A 16,832-nucleotide genomic window follows, 5' to 3' on the forward strand; every position below is an offset into this window, starting at 1 on the left:
GAGCCGCTTTGGCGCTCTGCACCTGAGCCCGCATCAATTCGCCGGTCGGGTCCGTCACCGTGTGCATCCGCAACACGCCGTTCGCATCCACGATCACGCCAGCAGCGGCTCGTTGTTGCCCTCCACCACCAGGCGGTGGATCGGGGGGCACTTGTTGGCCGAAGACGCCCGACGAAGAAGCCGCGACGATCGCGAGGCCCGAAAGCAAGAGCGCGAGGCCGTGAACCGGATTGCGTCGTGAAAGCATGAACAGAATTCTCCGCTACCGTTGATTCCGAGTCGCCCGGCAGCCGCAGTTCGAAGGAACCCACGGCACGCTCGGACGACGATTGACGAACTAGCAATAGGAAATGGGGCCTATGACGGCCGATCGAAACGAGAGTTTGCAATAACGCTCCGCGCAGGGAGGATCGAAGTGCGGCGGCTGCCGTTTTCCGATCACTGCGCGGTATCCCTCATTCTTACCTCTGATTCTAAGTAGGAAAGATAGGTAATTCAAGGAAAAGAGACGGGTTCGACCTTCGCAACCCTGAATCGGCCGGAGAATCGGCGAAAACGGGACGATTTTAAGAGCTATGAAGGTTAAATCGGTTGGAACGGCCTCGTTTCGTGACCATCGCAGCTCTTTAATTCTCTCTGGTCTGCTCCCCTACTCTCGCTGCCCGCCCCCTTTGGCTCCCGCCCACTGTGGTCGCTGCTGTGGGGTCGGTTTGAATTCGGCGGTCATGACCCGCAGGCTTCCTTCGCCGAGAAAGTCGACCACGCGCCGCTGCATCTCGGGAACGAAGGCGACGCGCACGCCGTCGCTACCGCACACGACGCGCGAACGGTCGGCCAGCGTCAACACGAGTTGCACTTCGCAGTTGCCCGGGTAGCCGCGCAGGATCTCGAAGAGCCCCTGTAAGCCTTTCTCGCCGTGCTTCGTTTCGTCGACTTTGACGATCACTCCTTTCGTGAACCGCGAGGCGAGCGCATCGAGCGGGATCACTTCATTCACGATGAAGTTCGCTTCTTCGCTGCCGGGCCGTTTGTCGATCACGCCGCGCAGCGCCACGATGCGATCCGCTTCCACATGCTGACCATGCTTGGCATAGTCTTCCGGCCACAGGATGCAACGCATGATCCCTTGCATGTCTTCCAAGTCCCACATCGCGTACTTGGTGTTTACCTGGCCGGGGCGAGGGTTCTTCGTATGCGACATCTTAATCGCCGCGATCATGCCGCCGAGCAGCACTTCGGTGCGGTGCGGCAAGGCGGTCGCTTCGATATTGGTGTGCGTGCAATAGGTCTTGAGCGTCGCTTCGTGTTCGGCCAAGGGATGGCTGGTGAGATAGAAGCCGAGCGTTTCTTTCTCGGCCGCCATCTCTTGGCGCTGGTCCCAATCGGGAACGATCGGCAAGTTCGTATGCGCTGCGCCGCCGGCCGTCGGGGTCGGTTCGTCGTCGTCGTCGAAAAGGCCTTTCTGCCCGCGCTTCTTGTCGGCCAAGACCGAAGCGGCCGATTGCAAGGCCTTGTCGAGCACCGCGGTCCACTGGGCGCGCGTACCGCCGAGCTTGTCGAACGCACCGGCTTTAATGAGCGATTCGATCGCCGTGCGGTTCACGGTCGAAGAATCGAGTCGGGCACAGAAGTCGAAAAGATCGCGATACGGGCCGTTGAGCTTTCGTTCTTCGGCGAGCGAGGTGGCCGCGCTGCCGCCGCAACCGCGAATGGCCGAGAGCCCGAAGATGATCTTCCCTTCGCGCACGGTGAAGTCGGCCGCCCCTTCGTTCACATCCGGAGGGACGACGGTGATGTTCATGCGGCGGCAATCTTCCAGATGCTCGACGAGCGAGTCTTTCTTCTTGAAGTTGCGTCCCTCGATGTCGCCGCAGAGCAGGGCGGCCATAAACTCGACCGGGTAGTGGGCCTTGAGGTAGGCCGTCATGTAGGCGATCAGCGCGTAGGCGGTCGAATGGCTTTTGTTGAAGCCGTAGCCGGCGAACTTCTCGATCATGCCGAACAGGTTTTCCGCCTGCGCTTTGGTCAGTCCTTTGTCGGTCGCTCCGGCGATGAACTCGTTGCGGAACTTCGCGATCATCTCCAACTTTTTCTTGCTGATCGCTTTAATGCAGGTGTACGCGCTGGAGAGCTCGATGTTCCCCAAGCGGTTCAAAATCCGCATCACCTGCTCTTGATAGACCATCACGCCGTGCGTTTCTTCGAGCACTTCCTTCATCACGGGATGCAGGTATTCGGCCGGCTTGCGACCGTGCTTCACCTCGATGTAGTCGTCGACCATGCCCCCTTCCAGCGGACCGGGACGATAGAGCGCATTCGTCGCGATGATGTCGCGGAAATGGTCCGGCTTCATCCGCTGCAAGAGATCGCGAATGCCGCCGCTTTCGAGTTGAAACACCCCTTTGGTTTCGCCGCGGCACAGCAAGTCGTACGACGGTTGGTCGTCGAGCGGAAACTTATAAGGGTCGATCCGCACACCGGTCGATTGCTCGATCAGGTCGACTGCCCGCGCTAGCACCGTGAGGTTGCGCAGACCCAAGAAGTCCATCTTCAACAGACCGGCTTTTTCGACGTCGCCCATGGCCCATTGCGTGATGATTTCGTCTTTCCCTTGCACGTGCTGCAAAGGAACGTATTCAATCAGCGGCGAGTCGGCGATCACGACCGCCGCGGCATGCGTGCCGACGTTGCGCGCCAGACCCTCGATCTTCATGGCGAAGTCGTAGAGCTCGCGCGTGCGCGGATTCTGATCGTAATTGCGCTTCAGATCGTCGCTCTTCTGCAGAGCTTCTTCGAGCGAGATCCCGAGCTCTTCGGGCACCATCGCCACTAAGGCGTCGACTTCCGGAATCGTCCAACTAAGCGTGCGGCCGACGTCGCGAATCGCGGCCCGAGCGGCCAGCGTGCCGAAGGTGCCGATCTGAGCGACGTTCGCCGAGCACGTAGTTGATGACGTCGACGCGGCGATCTTTGCAGAAGTCGATGTCGATATCGGGCGCTTCTTTGCGATTCTCGTCGAGAAAGCGCTCGAAGAGCAGATCGTACTTCAATGGACAGACGTGGCTCAGCTTCAGCGCAAACGCCACGATCGACCCGACGCCGGAACCGCGCGCCGAGCACGGAATGTTGTTCTCGACGGCGAAGAGCACGAAGTCCCACACGACGAGGAAGTAGTTCGCGAAGCCGAGCTTATTGATGCAATGCAGCTCGCGATCGAGTCGGTCTAAGACGACTTGCGCGAGCGTGCCGTCTGCGGCCCACATTTCGGGCACGTCGGCATAGCGTTCCTTCAAGCCGTCGATGCACAGCTTGTATAAGAAGTCGGGAGCCGTCGTCTCGGCCGGGATCGGCAGAGTCGGGAAGTATCGCTTGCCGAGATCGAGATTGATATCGCAGGTGTTCGCGATCTCTTGGCTGCGAGCAACGGCGTCTTCCAGGCCCGGAAACGCGGCGTACATCTCATCGGGAGCGCGCAGGTAGAACTCGTTCCCTTCCATCTTCATGCGCTTCGTGTCGGTGCGGAACTTCCCCATGTTGATGCAGAGCAGCACGTCTTGCGCTTCGGCATCTTCACGGTCGACGTAGTGTGCATCGCTGGTGGCGACGAGCGGAATGCCGGTGCGCTTCGCGACTTCGACCGTAGCTTCCAGCGCCCAACGTTGGATATCGACGCTGTTGTTTTGAATCTCCAGAAAGTAGCGATCGCCGAAGATATCGCTGAACCACGTCGCGATGTTGCGCGCGGCTTCCCAATCGGGCTCACCGCCGCCGGTCCTGAGGAGCGTCTTGCTGAGCTCTCCCGAGACGCAGCCGGAAAGGCAGATGATCCCTTCGCTATGATCTTTGAGCAGTTCCTTGTCGATGCGCGGCTTGCGATAAAAGCCTTCGAGATAGGCGTGCGACGCCATCTTGATGAGGTTCTTGAAGCCGGTCCGATTCTGCGCGAGGAGCGTGAGATGGTAGCTCGCCTCTTGATCGCCGGTGGGAGCTTCTTTGTGATGTCGGCTTCCCGGCGCGATGTAGGCTTCGTAGCCGATGATCGGGTTGATCCCTTCGGCCTTCGCCTTCTGATAGAACTCGAGCGCGCCGTAGAGGTTGCCGTGGTCGGTGAGCGCGAGCGAGTTCATGCCCGTCCGCTTCGCCTTGGCGATGAGTCCTTCGATCGAGCTGGCACCGTCGAGCAAGCTGAAGTGGCTATGACAGTGCAAGTGCGTGAACGGACGGCTCATGCGAATCCTCTCGCTTATTCAGGCCCATCCCGGGGAAGTGTCGCGAGGGGATGAGAGCAACGAATTTTATCGTTACGGGCCGATAAAACCAACCAGTCGATTTCCGCCGTGCGAACGACTTGCGCGAAAAAACACGCGACGCTTTACGACGGTTCTTTCGGCTCGGCGACGGTGCGCACGTATTCCGCGAGCCGCCATTGCAGATCGACTAGGTTCTGCCAATTCGGCTCGTCGACGATCACGCGCTTCTGCTGCGGTTCGGCTTTCATGCCGGCCAGCACTTCGCGGAGTCGGACGTGGCAGAACTCGAGCACTTCGCAAAGCTGTGCCGCTTGCAACGGCGAGAGCTTGCCCGGCAGCGCCGGCGGGATCTTGATCTTGCGTTCGGCCGCTTCGTGCAGTCGGTCGGCCCAATTGCTTTCGAAGTCGGCGCTCGCTTCGGCGGCGTGGCGTCGGAGTTCTTCCGGCACCAGCGTCGGGCTGTTCGGATTGTCGCCGACTTGCATCCCGATCAACCGCTCGGCGATTTCCTCACGCGAACCGAACAACAGCACCGAACGTCCGACCGAGATGATGTCGCCGAAGCGCAGGATGCGGAGCGAGGCGTCTTCGCCGTTGACCTTCGTGCCGTTGGTGCTGTCTAGGTCGGTCAGCACGTGCTGCTGCTGGTCTTCTTGGATCTTCAAGTGGTAGCGGCTGATCCGCTCGTCGTTGAGCTGAACGACGTTCCCCTCTTCCCGGCCGATGGTCACGGGAGTCGGAATGCCCTGGAAGATACGGCCGCGATCCGCGCCGTCGAGCACTCGCAGTGTGATCATCGCCATCGAAGGTTTAGCAGGCAATGCACACCGGAAAGTCGTAGATGATCCGCAGTTCCAACCTAACTGCGCTTATAACATGCGACGGAAACCCGGGTCAAGCAGCGGTTTAAGTCGCGGCTTTCTTTTCGCTGCCGAGTTGCTCCGCGACAGGCTTGAAGCCCTCGCCTCGCTTGCGGGACATTCCGGAAAACCTTATCCTCACGAGGCATGCACCCGTGGCGCAATTGGATAGCGCATCGGTCTTCGGAACCGAGGGTTGGGGGTTCAAATCCCTCCGGGTGTATTTCGCGGCGAGGCTTTCGGCGTCGGAACTTACGACGTTCGGCCGTTTCGTCGCTCTCGGTCCGCTGGACCGAGGCACCTTTGACGGGATGGGGACGGGTCGTGCGACGGCGAGTCGGTTAGCCCGACATTCTTTGCAAGAACGCCTTGTGAATACTTAGCAGCGCCTTCGCACGGCCCTTCTCCGTCTCGTCGACCTAGAGCGACGGAGTTCTGTGCGTGGCAAAGAAAAAAAAGAAGAAGGCGGCGCCTTTGAATCAGGATCCAATTTTGCAGCTCAAGCGAGACGTCAAACTACACAAGAAGATCCTGATCAACCTCACCTCCGCAATAAACTCCATCTCTAGCAAAGTTGGAATGAAGATGAAGCTCAGCGACGGATTCAAGAACCGAAACGCTTAATCGACCTTCGGTCTCCGTGACCGAGGGTTAGTGCTTGAGTTAACTAGGCAAGCAGGGAAGGGCTTTCGATGAGCGCTGCGTTTGACGATTACGTTTCGGCGGTTGAACGGTTTGAGCGAGTTCAACTCCGAATCGCTGAACTCGACAAAGTGCTGCAACGCGCTCAGACCGTGCTGAAGCGTCCGGGTGACTCGCTGGTCTCGAACATCGACGGCTATTCGTTCGGCGAAGCCCCGCTGCTGCCAAACTCGCCCGCTCTCGACGCTCGCGCTTGGCCGAAGATCGAAGACCTCGCCGCGGCTGTCTCCGGCTATCACACGACCAAGGCAGACGCGAGTCGCGCTTATGACCGGCTCTCCGAAACGGAACGTTCGCGCGTCAACGTTCCGAATGGGCTCTTCCGTTAGGTTGCTTCGATCGATTGCGGCTTAACGGAAGATTCGTCGGCGAACTTCTTCAGGAGCGCATCCGAGGGAAACAACGTGATGTGCTGAACGAGCGGCGATGCATCGAATTTGCAAGTCGCTCGGACGTCTTCGTTGTGCAGCAGGATCGGAGGCGATCGGCCCGCTGCCTCTCTTGATGTCATCGCGGCTTTCACGAATTCCGCCAACGGCGTGGCGTCAACTTCAAAGCGAATTTCTTTCGGCATCTTCTAAACTCCGTTGTCGCTTCATCTCGAGCGCATTCTTTCGCGCACGCTCGCGCACGTCAACGCGAGTAACAACGGGCCGTCGCGAGTCTCACGGTGTAGAACGCCTTGTGTGTCAGCAGCGCGACGGCCCGCCGATGGTATCTACGTCGCACGTGGAAACACGCAAGCGCGTTTAATTCTTTTGCAGCGTTCGTAGGCCAGTTGCTCCCCGAGCGTGCCGGTATGAATCGCTACAGCCGCGCCGCTGTCGCGAAAGAAATGCTTGACAGAATCAAATTCGCGCGGCATAGTCACCCCCGCTAAGTATTCGATTCAAGGTGTTCTTCACGGACCTCGGTCCTTTCTGCGGCTCCAATCTTGGGGCCTGGAAGGTCGTGGCCGGTGGAAACACCGGCCGGCCTTAACGCCTTGGGGCTTTTAGCCGACCTCACCAGTCCAAGTTTTTTTTGCGCTTGCATCGGCGCGGCCACATCGAGTTACGGCTCGATGTGGTCCGCGTTCGCTGCTGCGCGGAAAGCGAGCCGCGATGTTGTCCACGAGCGCCGAGTCCGTCGCCGCGCTGCCGAGCGCCCCAGTTCCAACCCAGTTCACCGAGCCCTCGAACGTCGACCGCGTTCGCAGGGCTCTGGCGTTGGTCGAGGAAGCGCAATCGCTTCTCCGCTACGCCGCTTCCGAGCTTTCGAGCGTGCCGTGGTTCGTCGACGAATACGGCCACATCTGCCGCCTCGAAGAGAACGTTCACAAGCATTGGAACGATCTCTCGTCTTCGCTCTCTCGTAAGCGGAGCAAGCTCGTATGAAGACGTTCGCCGATCGCCTCACCGCCGCGATCGAAGCCACGCGCGAGACGCACAAGGAGCTCGCCCGCGAGACCGATTTGCCGCTCGCGCTCGTCGTCGAATTTTGCAACGGCACGTCGGAGCCGTCGCCGATTCGTGCCCACCGCATCGCGGATGTGCTGGGCTGCAACCACAACTGGCTGCTGAACGGCTTCGTTTCCGAGGGACGTGATTCGACCTTGGTTCGCGAATTGGAACTGGCGTCGTTAAACGCCGCCAACGGCGTCGTCACGCTAGACCGCGACGACTTCCGCCGCATCTACACGCTCGCCTGCATGAGTATCCGGTAACCGATTTGTTTTCGTTCGCGCGACCGGAGGGCCGCGCGGTTTCGCACGGTTCAACGACGTCGATCGGAGGAGTAAAGGAGCGACATCGACGTCGGCAAAGTTCGATCTTTCACCATGAACTTTTCATCTTCCACATTACGCATCTGGAGCGCCGACGCCGCCGAGCCGTCGGCCGTGGTCCCGGTCGGTCCCAACTTTTCGGCCGGCATGCGCCTGAGCGATTTTTATCGGGAGTGGTACGTGCCGATCGTGCTCAAGCTCGACGACGAAGAAGCGGCCGTCGATCCGAACGCGATCAACTATCTCAAGTCGATCGACTGGTGGCGCACGCTCACCGGCGACAAGCCGCTGCATCAGATCGACGAGGTTATGCTGGTCGGCTTCGAGAAGGCGCTCCGCAAAGCGACCTACAAACGAGGCCTCGCCGGCCAAGAGCGGACGCTCGGCGACTTCACGGTCGCGAAACACTTGAAGAACATTCGCGCCGTGCTGTTCCGCACCGGGCCGAAGAGCGCCGATCCGAAGCGGCCGGCGAAAGGCTTGCTCACCGAGACGCCGCACATCAGCGTCTCCGCGCCGACGCTCCTCTTGCCGAAGACGCGCTTCAGCGTGCAGCAAGCTCGGCAAGCCTACGCGGCCTGCGACGAGATGGCCGAGTTCAGCAACCTCGGCCGCGGGCGACCGAGCGACGGCGGTCCCCTCGCGCCGCTCCGTTGGCGAGCCCGCATCGCCACGATGTACTACACCGGTCTCCGCATCGGCACCGTCCTCCGGCTCGAACGTTCGATGATCGTCGAAGACGACGACGGCTTCTGGTTCATGGTGCCGGGCCGCATCGTCCACAAGACCAAGAAGTTTTCCGTGAAGGCGATTCGTCCCGAGCTGCTCGAACTCATTCGAGCTTTGCCCGAGGACGGCAACCTGCTTTTCCCCTGGGACCATTCGCTGACGCATTTGCGCGATCGGCACGAGCGGCTGCAACGGATCGCGGGGCTCACCGAGCCGCGCGACATGCACGCCTGGAAACGGACGCACGTCCGCGAAGTCGGGCGCCTCGGGCTCGACGATGCGATGCGCGTCGCGCAACGAGCAGGGGACCACGCCGATCGGAAGACGACCGAGGACAGCTATTGCAACCTCGGCCAAGAGACCGCCCGGGCCTTGCCCGCGCTCGTCGAGAAGAAGCCGCACGTCGACCCGAACCAACGTCACTTGTTTTAACGATCTGTTTTTTAGGAAGGAGCCGAACGATGTGGAAGAAACGAGGACTCTGCCTGCCCGCGCCGCGACCGCTCTCGCTGAGCATCCGCCGCAACGATCCCAAGCGCCGACGTCGCAACCAGCGCCGCCGCACGCCTTGGGCCCGCGATCGCCGGAGGAGGCTGCTCGCGCCGTAAGCGGCCGGGGCGTTTCCCCGGAAACGCTCATCAGGAAAAACGCCGCGGGGTAGAGCAGTCCGGCAGCTCGCCAGGCTCATAACCTGGAGGTCGTGGGTTCAAATCCCGCCCCCGCCAATGCAGCGAAGTTGGAAGTCATCACGTTTAAGGAGAAACCGAAATGGTCAGAGCGAAGTTCAAAGTCGTCGACATCCTGCCGAGCGGCGAGCTGAAGACGATCCTGCTCACGCCGGTCTACGGCGACGGCAACCCCGAACACGAAAACACGAAGTTCTGGAACTACACGCCGAGCGGTCGCATCGAGCTCGGCACCGTCAACCCGCAAGCGTCGGATCAGTTCGAGCTCGGCAAAGAGTATTACGTCGACTTCACGCCGGCCGAAGCGCCGGCGAGCAACGAGACAACGGAGCCAGCGGGGTCGACGCAACCCCAGTGATTGAAGCCTACAGGTGGCGCAATGTCGCGGGGCGAAACTATAGCTCCGAACCGCGATAGCGAAAATCACGAAGCCTTGCGTTGGTCGATGTAGGGGCGTGCATGGCGACACGCGGAGATTCGGAAGTGGGTGAGGCGAGGCTCAAAAGGCAAAGCCTGTGACCGGTTCAACTCCGGTACCGAATCCGAAGGCCAGCCGGTTCGACTCCGGCCTACATCGTTTTTAGAAAATCGAAACCCAGGGAGGGCCGAGCGATGGGAAAGTTGGTGTTGGATCGGAAAGACGGCGAGGGAGTTCGCTGCCTGCTCGAAGACGGCCGCGAGATCCACGTCGCGCTGCACTTCGCGAACGGTCGCCCGAAGCTCGTCTTCGAGGCTCCGTCGTCGATTCGGATTCTCCGCGACGAGCTCGCGCCGCGCGACCGCTCGTACGACGCCCCGCGGCGGGGAGCGGTGGCATGAGCACCGCCAAGATCGCGGCGATGACTTGCTTCGTGGAGTTGGGCCGACGCCGCTTCACGGTTTCCACGCGGCGCGAGAACGGCCGGCGCCGCATCTCGATCGCCGAAGCGAAGAAGATCACGACCTACGTGCTGCCGATCGACGACGACATGGCGCGGCGCTTCTCCAGCGGCTTCGTCAATCGCATGGTCGAGCGGCATGTTCTCCAAGAGATCAAACCCATTCAGGAGTTCACGCTCGAATGAGCACGCAAGCACAATTCCGCATCGTGTTTCAGCTGGGCTACGGCCCGGTGATGACGCGGCAACAATCGTTCGTCGAAGCGGTCGCCGCTGCGGCCCTGCTCCGACCGTACCTGCCGAAGCTCGTCATCGACACGAAGGAGCTTCGCACCTTGTGGGAGCAGCGAACCTGGGTCATCGCCTGCTTGCCCACGGCCTGCGCCTGTCAGCCGATGGTCAACGTCCGGTTCGTCAAGCTCGAACCGCAGCCGGAGCGAGCTCCGGCGACCGTCGCCCAGGCGACCGTCGAGCAGACGAACGTGAAGCATTGCCGCAAGGGATGGCGCGACGACGCTCTGCTCGTCGGCTGGACGCTCCTCTTCGTGCATTTGATTCGGATCCTCACCCGCAAACTCGGCCGCACGCCGAACCCTTCACCTTGTTAGCCACGGACGAAAGCCGCCCCCGTCATGGAAAGACACTTAAACGATACCGAAGTCCGACTCCGCTACGGCCTAGCGCAGTTCGACGTCGTGCTGGCTCGCGAAGACATCGGCCAAGCAACGAAGGCCGCTTGGTACGTCGTCCTGAAGTTGAGCGAGTTCCGGTTCCGACAACGACTGAGCCTCGCCCCGGCGAACGTGGCCTCGCCCCTCGGGTTATCCTCGAAGCGCGGCCTCGACTACATCAAAGAATTGAAGCTCTCGGGCCTGCTGCATGTGTTCGATGAGCCCGACGGCAAGAGCCGCCTCCCCGGCGCAAACCGGTGGGACTGTTGCTTGCTCGACCCGACCCTCGACCGCGACGAACAGTTGCAGCTGATCGCGGCCGATCCACAAACCACTTTGCCATTCGCCGGCGACGAAGATCACGTCGCCGACGACGCAGCGGGCCGGAATGGAAACCGGCAAGCCTGCACGACATCGAACGTCGTGTTGTTCACTCGTCCGGGGCAAGAAGCCCAACCTCTCGTTGAGGCGCAGCGCGGTCGCCGGGACGCCATGCCTAGCGGTCCTCCGGAACCTGCGGCGGAGTTGGCCCCAACTTCGCCGCAGGTCATCCCGGAACCGCCGCACGTCTCACTTAATACTTCCTCTAGATTGAATCAATCTAGTACTTCTTACTTCTCCGGTACTTCAGCCCCTCCAACCAAGCTGCAAGTAAATACACGCGAGGGGAGTTGCGGCGGAAATGGAGCCAACTCCGCCGGACCTCGGCAACGTGAGCCGACGGCGATCGGCGGCGTCGAAGTCGGCACGGGCCTGCTCGCCCGAGCGCTCGCGGTCGATCCGATCGAGCGGCTCGCGAAGATCGGCAAGCTGGCCGACTGGCTGCGCAACAAGACGCTCGACATCGTCCGCGACCCGGTGAACCGCTTGGATCCCGAGCTCGCCCACCGCGTCGCGGCGGCGATCGTCGACGGCGACCTGCCGCTGAAGAAGGTCGAAGCGATTTTTCACAACGCCGATCGTCGCGCGAAGAACAACGACCTGAAGTCGCGGCTCGGATTTTCGATCGGCGGTTTCCGCGAAGTGTTCCGCCACGCCCGGCTCGATTGGCGAACCGGGCATAAGCATCCCGACTAACGCGAACGGAGGCCCGCGATGACGGCAGAGACCAAGAGACCAAGAGACCAAAATGCGGACGGCCAATCAGGTGTTTCGCGCGGCGCGGCGCGGCGCGGCGGATCGAAACTCCGCTCGGTGCGCTGGTGAAGATGACGGCGACGGAGGGCTTCGGCAACGCTTGGTATTTTTGCCCGCCCGGTGATTGGCTGCGGTCGTTCCGCACGAAGAAGGAAGCGGTCGCGTATCTCTATCCGCGACTCAAAAACGAATGCCCCGAATTTCTCCTCGAACCTCAGTAACGAAAGGGATGCGTGATGCGAAAAGCCCCGTCCGACTTAGGAAAGTTTCGGCTCGACGACGCCGAGTTCGATGCGCTCGCCGAAAATTGCCGCGAGTTCATCGATCGCGGGCTCGACGGCGCGAACGAAAGCTTGTGCCCGCAAACGCTGATCAAGGTCGCCTCGTTCAACAACCCGGCAGAGAAGCCGGTCGTCGAGGTCAGTGTCTTGTACGGACCGTTCAACACACCGGACGAGAAGCGGCTTGCGATGTCCATCGTCGGCGGCAACCTCGCCTGTGGCGAGCGCGTGCCGCTGGCGGTGTTCTTGCTCTCCGAAGCCTGGCACGCCGTGGAGAGCGCCGACGGGTCGCGCAAGTATGCCGACCTCGGCGATGATCCGAATCGGATCGAGGTCGTCACCTACCAAGGACTCACGAACGACGGCCGCAAGCGGCATGGCTCTCGGGCCGTCCGCCGCGACGCCGCGAACAAGATGCACGCCGGCGGCGCATGGGAGATCACACCGAACGAGAACGTGCTCGATCTGCGGTTGCCGAAGATGGTGTATTTGAGCCTCGCCGCAAAAGTCCTGATCGGCAACGCGCTCGCACGAGGCGACAACATGGAAAAGGCTCGTGAGGAGTTTTGCCGATGAGCCTTACGACGCCGCTGCAGTTCACGGTTCAAGACGCGCTCCGGCACGCTCGGGAGTTCTGTCGGTTGAATCCGACCTGGACGCCGATCTGTGATCTGACGAACGAAGCCGACTATGCGCCGATCCCTTGGAAGGAGTTGCCCGAATGGGAGCGACGGCCGTGGCGGGGTCGTTATCGAGGTTATGCGAAGGCTGCCTGGGAAGAGTTCAAGACGAACCCGCTCTACCGCTTTCGCTACGGGCACGTCAGCGGCGCGGGTGAGTTTCACTTCGACTCTGCCAAGATCCCGTTCGGCCACAACTCGATGATGGTCTTCGAGGTCGGCGGCAGGCCCGGCCTCTACCGGCGCGGCGGCGTCGAGGTGAAACGATGATCGATTGCAGCCGTAGCATCACGATCGCGGAAAACGAGCATTGGTGGTTCAACGTCGGCCCGATTACCGGCACGGAGCCGCCGCGTTGGGTCGGCTATGCGCTCGGCAAGCAACGGGTGGAGGGCAGTCTCGCGCTGATGTTGTTTCCTGAAGTGAGCGACGGTTGCGAACTAGGGCTGTTGAATAAATGGCGGGCCGTGCTCCTCACCGGCGCGATCGCGCAAGACCCGGCGAGCTGCTACGGCGGCGTCGCGAACTGGTTCGTCGACGAGCAAGACCGGGGCAGCCCGGAAGATTTTCGTTGTCAGCGATGCGGCGACGTCGGTTGTACCGGCGACTGTCGCGAGGATGTGTATCTGGATCACGAAGAATAAACCACACCGGGCCGACGGCCCTCGAGGGAGAGTTATGAGCACGATCGAAAAGATAGCCCGGAGAAGCGGCGACCTCGGGCCCGAACGGAAGGTCGTCGTGTTGCCGGCGAAGAACGAGTCGCCGAAACCGTTGCCCGGGCAGATGACGATGTGCGCGCTGCACGGCGAAGGCGCGCCGAAGCGGATCCGCACGAAGCGCCGCTGCGAAGGGATCACGGGGCTCGTCGTCCAGGCCGGCGTCGAGATGGACGCCGTCGGCGAGGCCCCGGGCCGCAACGGCCTGATCGTCGCGTTCGACGACGAAGAACAAATGATTTTGAAGCCCGACGACTTCGAGGTAATCGAACGCCACGAGCTCAAGCCTGACGGCCTCGCCGCGAATTGGCCGAGCGAGTACGCCGGCCGCACGCCGAAGGTCGTCCGCTTGGTGCGAAAGATGTGGTTCGGGAGAACCGACGCGGTACCGCCGGGCGAATACGAATACGTCGGTCCGGCCGGAGAAGATCACTTTCAGAAACGCCTACTGGAGATCAGACTTGCCGACGGTACGACGCGCACCGTGTACGAGAGCGATGTCGAAGTCGTCGAGTGGGCGACGGAGCCTGCGAGCAAACCGCTCGCCGCTGCGGCCCGGGCCGTGAAGGAGCCGCCGGCGAAGAGTAAGAAGCCGACGAAGGCCGCAGCGCCGGGCCCGACGTCGGCCGGTGCGGTTGCCGCTGCCCAGCGGTTCGACGACTTGCCGATCCAACGCCTGCCGATTCTCACGCTGCAGCGGCATCCGAAGAACCGCGTGCCGAAGCCGGCCAAGGTCGCGAAGCTCGCCGAGAGCCTGAAAGAGCGCGGCCAGATCGACCCGCTGCTCGTGCGCAACATCCCGCACGAGCATTTCTATCAGATCATTTCCGGGGAAACGCGCTGGCTCGCGGCCAAGAAGAACGACTCCGCCGACGACATCAACTGCCGCGTGATCGTCTGCAGCGACGCCGAGGCCCTGGAGCTGCTCGCCATTTGCAACGCCGAGCGGACCGACCTCGACCCGATCGAGAAAGCCGAGATGATCGTCGAGCTCTGCAAGCCGATCGTCGAAGGGGGTGCAGGTTATACGCGCGAGCAGGCCGCGAAAGTCTACGGCCTGGAAACGGGAGCCGCGGCGAGCAACTTGGTCCGGCTGCTCGAGCTGCCGAAGAATTGGCAAGACCGCGTCATCACCGGAGAATTGCCCCAGTCGTTCGCGCGGTTCCTGACGCCGTATTGCGCAGCGCCGAACGTGATGAAAGCGATCGACGAAGACTACGTTCACCGGCATCGACCGAAAGCGAAGGACTACGAGCGCGAGCCGTGGGAGAACCGCTCCGACGTCGAGGGCCATATCGACGGCTTGGTCGACGAGGTGACGCGGCCGATCGACGCGAAGAACGTGCATCGCTACAGCGGCAAAGACCTCGGCGATTGGCAATACGCCGGCAATTACAAATGCTTGTTCGAGCTCACCGACGAAGTGCGGCGGACGCTCGACGTCGTCCCGTTGCCGTACGGCGAGAATGGGAAGCTGATCGACGTCGCAACGAACGTGAAGGCTTACGACAAATTGCAGGTTCCACGGATCAAAGCGCAGGTCGACGCCGAAGCGAAGCGGAGCGCCGGGAAGGCCGGCCGAGATCCGAAGCCGAAGAAGCCGCGGACGATGACCGTCGTCCAGATGCGCATAGCGGAAGCCGAAGCGGCGAAACAACTCGCGGCCCGGATCCAAGGCTGGCGACATGCCTGGCTCAAGAGCCTCATCGGCAATTACCTCGGCTCGTCGAACTTCGTGCCGTTGAAAATCGTGCTGGCGATCGTGGCGACGAATGAGCATCAGGCCTGCTTCGAGCTCAGCCAGGCGTTGCGTGAAGCGTTGGGTGCGAAGAAGAATCTCAACGGCGGCTGGTCCGGAGGTACGTTTGCGAAGAGCTATCGCGCATTGGATCCGTTCGATCAGATTCCTAAGCTCTCGGCTCGCGCGATCGACGCCGTACGCGGCTTGTTGGCGCGCGAGGATAAAGACCCCCGGCATCCGCTGTTGCCGTTCGACTTCATCGACGCGATCGCCGTCGAGCTCGAAGTCGACGTCGTCGAAGAGTGGCGCATCTTACAGACGACCGGCGACGGCCGCGCGCGGATCGATACGTTCTTGCGGTTGCATACCAGCAAGCCGCTGCAGCGGCAGGCCTCGGAGTGGAAGATCCACATCGACGACGGCAAACCGAAGCAAGTGATGCTCGACATCATCCTCGCCAAGGTCACGCCGCTCGGGCTGCCGAAGTCGATCAAGCCGCTCGCCGCGCGGCAGAAACCCGCCGCGAAGCCGACGAAGAAACCGACCGCGAAGCAGCCGGTGAAGAAGGGGGCGAAGTAACATGGTCACGCTTCCCGAAATGCCGCCGTCGATCCGTAAGCTGCCGCGCGATGAGCGGGGTTATCCGATCCCTTGGTTCGTGGCTTGGGTCGACGGCAAGCCGGAGTTTCGTGCGGCCGAAGCCGGCAAGTTTAAGCGTGCGAGGAAGGAACATCTGTGTTGGGTCTGCGGTGAGCGAGTCACGCACAACCCGACGTTCGTCATCGGGCCGATGTGCGCCGTGAATCGAACCACGGCCGAGCCGCCGTGCCATTACGCCTGCGCCAAGTTCTCGGCGATCGCCTGCCCGTTCCTGACGAAGCCGCGGGCCCAACGTCGCGAAGCGAATCTGCCGCCGGGTACTTGCGCCGGCGAGCCCATCCTGCGCAACCCCGGCTGCTGCTGCCTCTGGGTCTGCCGCTCGAATCACGAGGCATATTCGTTGTTCGGCGACGGTCGCGGCGGCATGTTGTTTCGTTTGCCCGATCCGCTGCGAGCGGAGTATTTCGCCGAGGCCCGAGCGGCGACGCGCGCTGAAGTGCTGGCCTCGATGGAGTCCGGGTTGCCGATCCTGCAAGCGATGGCTCGAACGCAAGCCGGCGCAATGGCCGAACTCGATCGCCTGTACGAAGCCGCGAAAGCGTTCCTCCCGGCCTAGTTCGTTTTACGTACTTGTAGGAGGTGCCCCCGCAATGACCGCTGAAGAACTCCAAGCGTTGGCGACGGAGCTCCGTGCTTCGAGCGAGCTCGTCCGCCAGATGTCCCGCGTGCGCGAACGGGGCGTGAGCGTCATCCTCATCGTCGTCAACGGCGACCAGGCGGAGTTCGTCGCCCCTGACTTCGACGAAGTAACGCTGTTGACGATTCTCTGGAATCTCTCCGGTCGCTTGTCCAAGGCCAATCTGGCCCGCCGCTACGCGATGATGACCGACGACGAGCTGCACGAGCGACGAGCGCATCCCGACTTCGAGTATGAGATTCGCGAGTGCGGCCGGAAGCAGAACTTCGACGGCTTCCCGGAGATGTACGCCGCAGGTTGGGAAGACAACATCTACGGCAACGACCCGCATTCGTGCTGGGACCGAGGCGACTACTCGGAGTCGCACTATTTTCGGCGACGTAAGAAGCCTGCCTCTGAGGATCGAGGCAATGAACAAGCTCCGTGACTACCAGGT

At 61.6% G+C, this 16,832-nt stretch carries 20 protein-coding genes, 2 tRNA genes and 1 pseudogene; 19 read left to right on the forward strand and 4 right to left on the reverse strand.

Annotated features, from left to right (window positions below):
• The 3 genes and pseudogenes from K8U03_09075 to K8U03_09085 all read right to left on the reverse strand — a co-directional run.
• A partial coding sequence (locus K8U03_09075; GenBank protein ID MCE9605039.1) for a hypothetical protein occupies positions 1-247 on the reverse strand: 247 nt, incomplete at its 3' end.
• A 402-nt stretch (positions 248-649) separates the two neighbouring features.
• Positions 650-4,229, reverse strand: a pseudogene (dnaE, locus tag K8U03_09080) (DNA polymerase III subunit alpha).
• Positions 4,230-4,372: 143 nt separating this feature from the next.
• Positions 4,373-5,053 carry an FHA domain-containing protein gene (locus K8U03_09085; protein ID MCE9605040.1) on the reverse strand — a complete coding sequence of 227 codons (681 nt, stop codon included), beginning with the start codon at positions 5,051-5,053 and terminating at the stop codon, positions 4,373-4,375.
• Between the two features lie 206 nt (positions 5,054-5,259).
• Here K8U03_09085 and K8U03_09090 point away from each other — a divergent pair.
• From K8U03_09090 to K8U03_09100, 3 genes are all read left to right on the forward strand, one after another.
• Positions 5,260-5,333: transfer RNA gene (locus K8U03_09090), tRNA-Arg, on the forward strand.
• A 218-nt stretch (positions 5,334-5,551) separates the two neighbouring features.
• Positions 5,552-5,734, forward strand: coding sequence for a hypothetical protein (locus tag K8U03_09095; protein MCE9605041.1), 183 nt, complete (start codon positions 5,552-5,554; stop codon positions 5,732-5,734).
• A 68-nt stretch (positions 5,735-5,802) separates the two neighbouring features.
• On the forward strand, positions 5,803-6,141 hold the full coding sequence (locus tag K8U03_09100; protein ID MCE9605042.1) for a hypothetical protein: 339 nt from the start codon (positions 5,803-5,805) through the stop codon (positions 6,139-6,141).
• On the opposite strand, the gene K8U03_09105 is transcribed toward K8U03_09100, so the two are convergent.
• The gene (locus tag K8U03_09105) at positions 6,138-6,386 is read right to left on the reverse strand and encodes a hypothetical protein (protein MCE9605043.1); all 249 of its coding nucleotides are present in this window, start codon (positions 6,384-6,386) and stop codon (positions 6,138-6,140) included. The genes K8U03_09100 and K8U03_09105 overlap by 4 nt on opposite strands.
• Positions 6,387-6,915: 529 nt before the next feature.
• On the opposite strand from K8U03_09105, the gene K8U03_09110 reads away from it, so the two are divergent.
• The 16 genes from K8U03_09110 (at position 6,916) to K8U03_09185 (ending at position 16,823) form a co-directional block, all read left to right on the forward strand.
• Positions 6,916-7,188, forward strand: coding sequence for a hypothetical protein (locus K8U03_09110; protein ID MCE9605044.1), 273 nt, complete (start codon positions 6,916-6,918; stop codon positions 7,186-7,188).
• Positions 7,185-7,517: a helix-turn-helix domain-containing protein gene (locus K8U03_09115; protein ID MCE9605045.1), complete on the forward strand. Its 333-nt coding sequence runs from the start codon at positions 7,185-7,187 to the stop codon at positions 7,515-7,517. Before K8U03_09110 ends, K8U03_09115 begins: the two co-directional genes overlap by 4 nt.
• Positions 7,518-7,631: 114 nt before the next feature.
• On the forward strand, positions 7,632-8,738 hold the full coding sequence (locus K8U03_09120) for a hypothetical protein (GenBank protein ID MCE9605046.1): 1,107 nt from the start codon (positions 7,632-7,634) through the stop codon (positions 8,736-8,738).
• Positions 8,739-8,767: 29 nt separating this feature from the next.
• Complete coding sequence (locus K8U03_09125; GenBank protein ID MCE9605047.1) at positions 8,768-8,914, forward strand: hypothetical protein; 147 nt, start codon at positions 8,768-8,770, stop codon at positions 8,912-8,914.
• Between the two features lie 43 nt (positions 8,915-8,957).
• A tRNA-Met gene (locus K8U03_09130) sits at positions 8,958-9,031 on the forward strand.
• A gap of 43 nt (positions 9,032-9,074) precedes the next feature.
• Positions 9,075-9,350, forward strand: coding sequence for a hypothetical protein (locus tag K8U03_09135; protein MCE9605048.1), 276 nt, complete (start codon positions 9,075-9,077; stop codon positions 9,348-9,350).
• A 254-nt stretch (positions 9,351-9,604) separates the two neighbouring features.
• Positions 9,605-9,811: a carbon storage regulator gene (locus K8U03_09140; protein ID MCE9605049.1), complete on the forward strand. Its 207-nt coding sequence runs from the start codon at positions 9,605-9,607 to the stop codon at positions 9,809-9,811.
• Positions 9,808-10,056 (forward strand): hypothetical protein, encoded by a 249-nt coding sequence (locus K8U03_09145; GenBank protein MCE9605050.1) that lies wholly within the window; start codon positions 9,808-9,810, stop codon positions 10,054-10,056. Before K8U03_09140 ends, K8U03_09145 begins: the two co-directional genes overlap by 4 nt.
• A complete protein-coding gene (locus K8U03_09150) occupies positions 10,053-10,478 on the forward strand; it encodes a hypothetical protein (GenBank protein MCE9605051.1) in 426 nt (141 codons plus the stop codon). The genes K8U03_09145 and K8U03_09150 overlap by 4 nt, the downstream gene beginning before the upstream one ends.
• Before the next feature lie 24 nt (positions 10,479-10,502).
• A complete protein-coding gene (locus tag K8U03_09155) occupies positions 10,503-11,618 on the forward strand; it encodes a hypothetical protein (protein MCE9605052.1) in 1,116 nt (371 codons plus the stop codon).
• Positions 11,619-11,914: 296 nt separating this feature from the next.
• Positions 11,915-12,535 (forward strand): hypothetical protein, encoded by a 621-nt coding sequence (locus tag K8U03_09160; GenBank protein MCE9605053.1) that lies wholly within the window; start codon positions 11,915-11,917, stop codon positions 12,533-12,535.
• The gene (locus K8U03_09165; protein MCE9605054.1) at positions 12,532-12,909 is read left to right on the forward strand and encodes a hypothetical protein; all 378 of its coding nucleotides are present in this window, start codon (positions 12,532-12,534) and stop codon (positions 12,907-12,909) included. Before K8U03_09160 ends, K8U03_09165 begins: the two co-directional genes overlap by 4 nt.
• Positions 12,906-13,283 (forward strand): hypothetical protein, encoded by a 378-nt coding sequence (locus K8U03_09170; protein MCE9605055.1) that lies wholly within the window; start codon positions 12,906-12,908, stop codon positions 13,281-13,283. The genes K8U03_09165 and K8U03_09170 overlap by 4 nt, the downstream gene beginning before the upstream one ends.
• A 34-nt stretch (positions 13,284-13,317) precedes the next feature.
• The gene (locus K8U03_09175; GenBank protein ID MCE9605056.1) at positions 13,318-15,678 is read left to right on the forward strand and encodes a ParB/RepB/Spo0J family partition protein; all 2,361 of its coding nucleotides are present in this window, start codon (positions 13,318-13,320) and stop codon (positions 15,676-15,678) included.
• Between the two features lie 31 nt (positions 15,679-15,709).
• A complete protein-coding gene (locus K8U03_09180) occupies positions 15,710-16,315 on the forward strand; it encodes a hypothetical protein (protein ID MCE9605057.1) in 606 nt (201 codons plus the stop codon).
• 34 nt (positions 16,316-16,349) lie between these two features.
• On the forward strand, positions 16,350-16,823 hold the full coding sequence (locus K8U03_09185) for a hypothetical protein (GenBank protein ID MCE9605058.1): 474 nt from the start codon (positions 16,350-16,352) through the stop codon (positions 16,821-16,823).
• The last annotated feature ends 9 nt before the right edge of the window (positions 16,824-16,832 follow it).

Source organism: Planctomycetia bacterium (assembly GCA_021413845.1).
In the GTDB taxonomy this organism is placed as follows: domain Bacteria; phylum Planctomycetota; class Planctomycetia; order Pirellulales; family PNKZ01; genus PNKZ01.

Coding starts and splice junctions, on each gene's coding strand:
- K8U03_09085 (MCE9605040.1), bottom strand. CDS start 5,053: ATGGCGATGATCACACTGCGAGTGCTCGACGGCGCGGATCGCGGCCGT.
- K8U03_09100 (MCE9605042.1), top strand. CDS start 5,803: ATGAGCGCTGCGTTTGACGATTACGTTTCGGCGGTTGAACGGTTTGAG.
- K8U03_09105 (MCE9605043.1), bottom strand. CDS start 6,386: ATGCCGAAAGAAATTCGCTTTGAAGTTGACGCCACGCCGTTGGCGGAA.
- K8U03_09110 (MCE9605044.1), top strand. CDS start 6,916: ATGTTGTCCACGAGCGCCGAGTCCGTCGCCGCGCTGCCGAGCGCCCCA.
- K8U03_09115 (MCE9605045.1), top strand. CDS start 7,185: ATGAAGACGTTCGCCGATCGCCTCACCGCCGCGATCGAAGCCACGCGC.
- K8U03_09120 (MCE9605046.1), top strand. CDS start 7,632: ATGAACTTTTCATCTTCCACATTACGCATCTGGAGCGCCGACGCCGCC.
- K8U03_09125 (MCE9605047.1), top strand. CDS start 8,768: ATGTGGAAGAAACGAGGACTCTGCCTGCCCGCGCCGCGACCGCTCTCG.
- K8U03_09135 (MCE9605048.1), top strand. CDS start 9,075: ATGGTCAGAGCGAAGTTCAAAGTCGTCGACATCCTGCCGAGCGGCGAG.
- K8U03_09140 (MCE9605049.1), top strand. CDS start 9,605: ATGGGAAAGTTGGTGTTGGATCGGAAAGACGGCGAGGGAGTTCGCTGC.
- K8U03_09145 (MCE9605050.1), top strand. CDS start 9,808: ATGAGCACCGCCAAGATCGCGGCGATGACTTGCTTCGTGGAGTTGGGC.
- K8U03_09150 (MCE9605051.1), top strand. CDS start 10,053: ATGAGCACGCAAGCACAATTCCGCATCGTGTTTCAGCTGGGCTACGGC.
- K8U03_09155 (MCE9605052.1), top strand. CDS start 10,503: ATGGAAAGACACTTAAACGATACCGAAGTCCGACTCCGCTACGGCCTA.
- K8U03_09160 (MCE9605053.1), top strand. CDS start 11,915: ATGCGAAAAGCCCCGTCCGACTTAGGAAAGTTTCGGCTCGACGACGCC.
- K8U03_09165 (MCE9605054.1), top strand. CDS start 12,532: ATGAGCCTTACGACGCCGCTGCAGTTCACGGTTCAAGACGCGCTCCGG.
- K8U03_09170 (MCE9605055.1), top strand. CDS start 12,906: ATGATCGATTGCAGCCGTAGCATCACGATCGCGGAAAACGAGCATTGG.
- K8U03_09175 (MCE9605056.1), top strand. CDS start 13,318: ATGAGCACGATCGAAAAGATAGCCCGGAGAAGCGGCGACCTCGGGCCC.
- K8U03_09185 (MCE9605058.1), top strand. CDS start 16,350: ATGACCGCTGAAGAACTCCAAGCGTTGGCGACGGAGCTCCGTGCTTCG.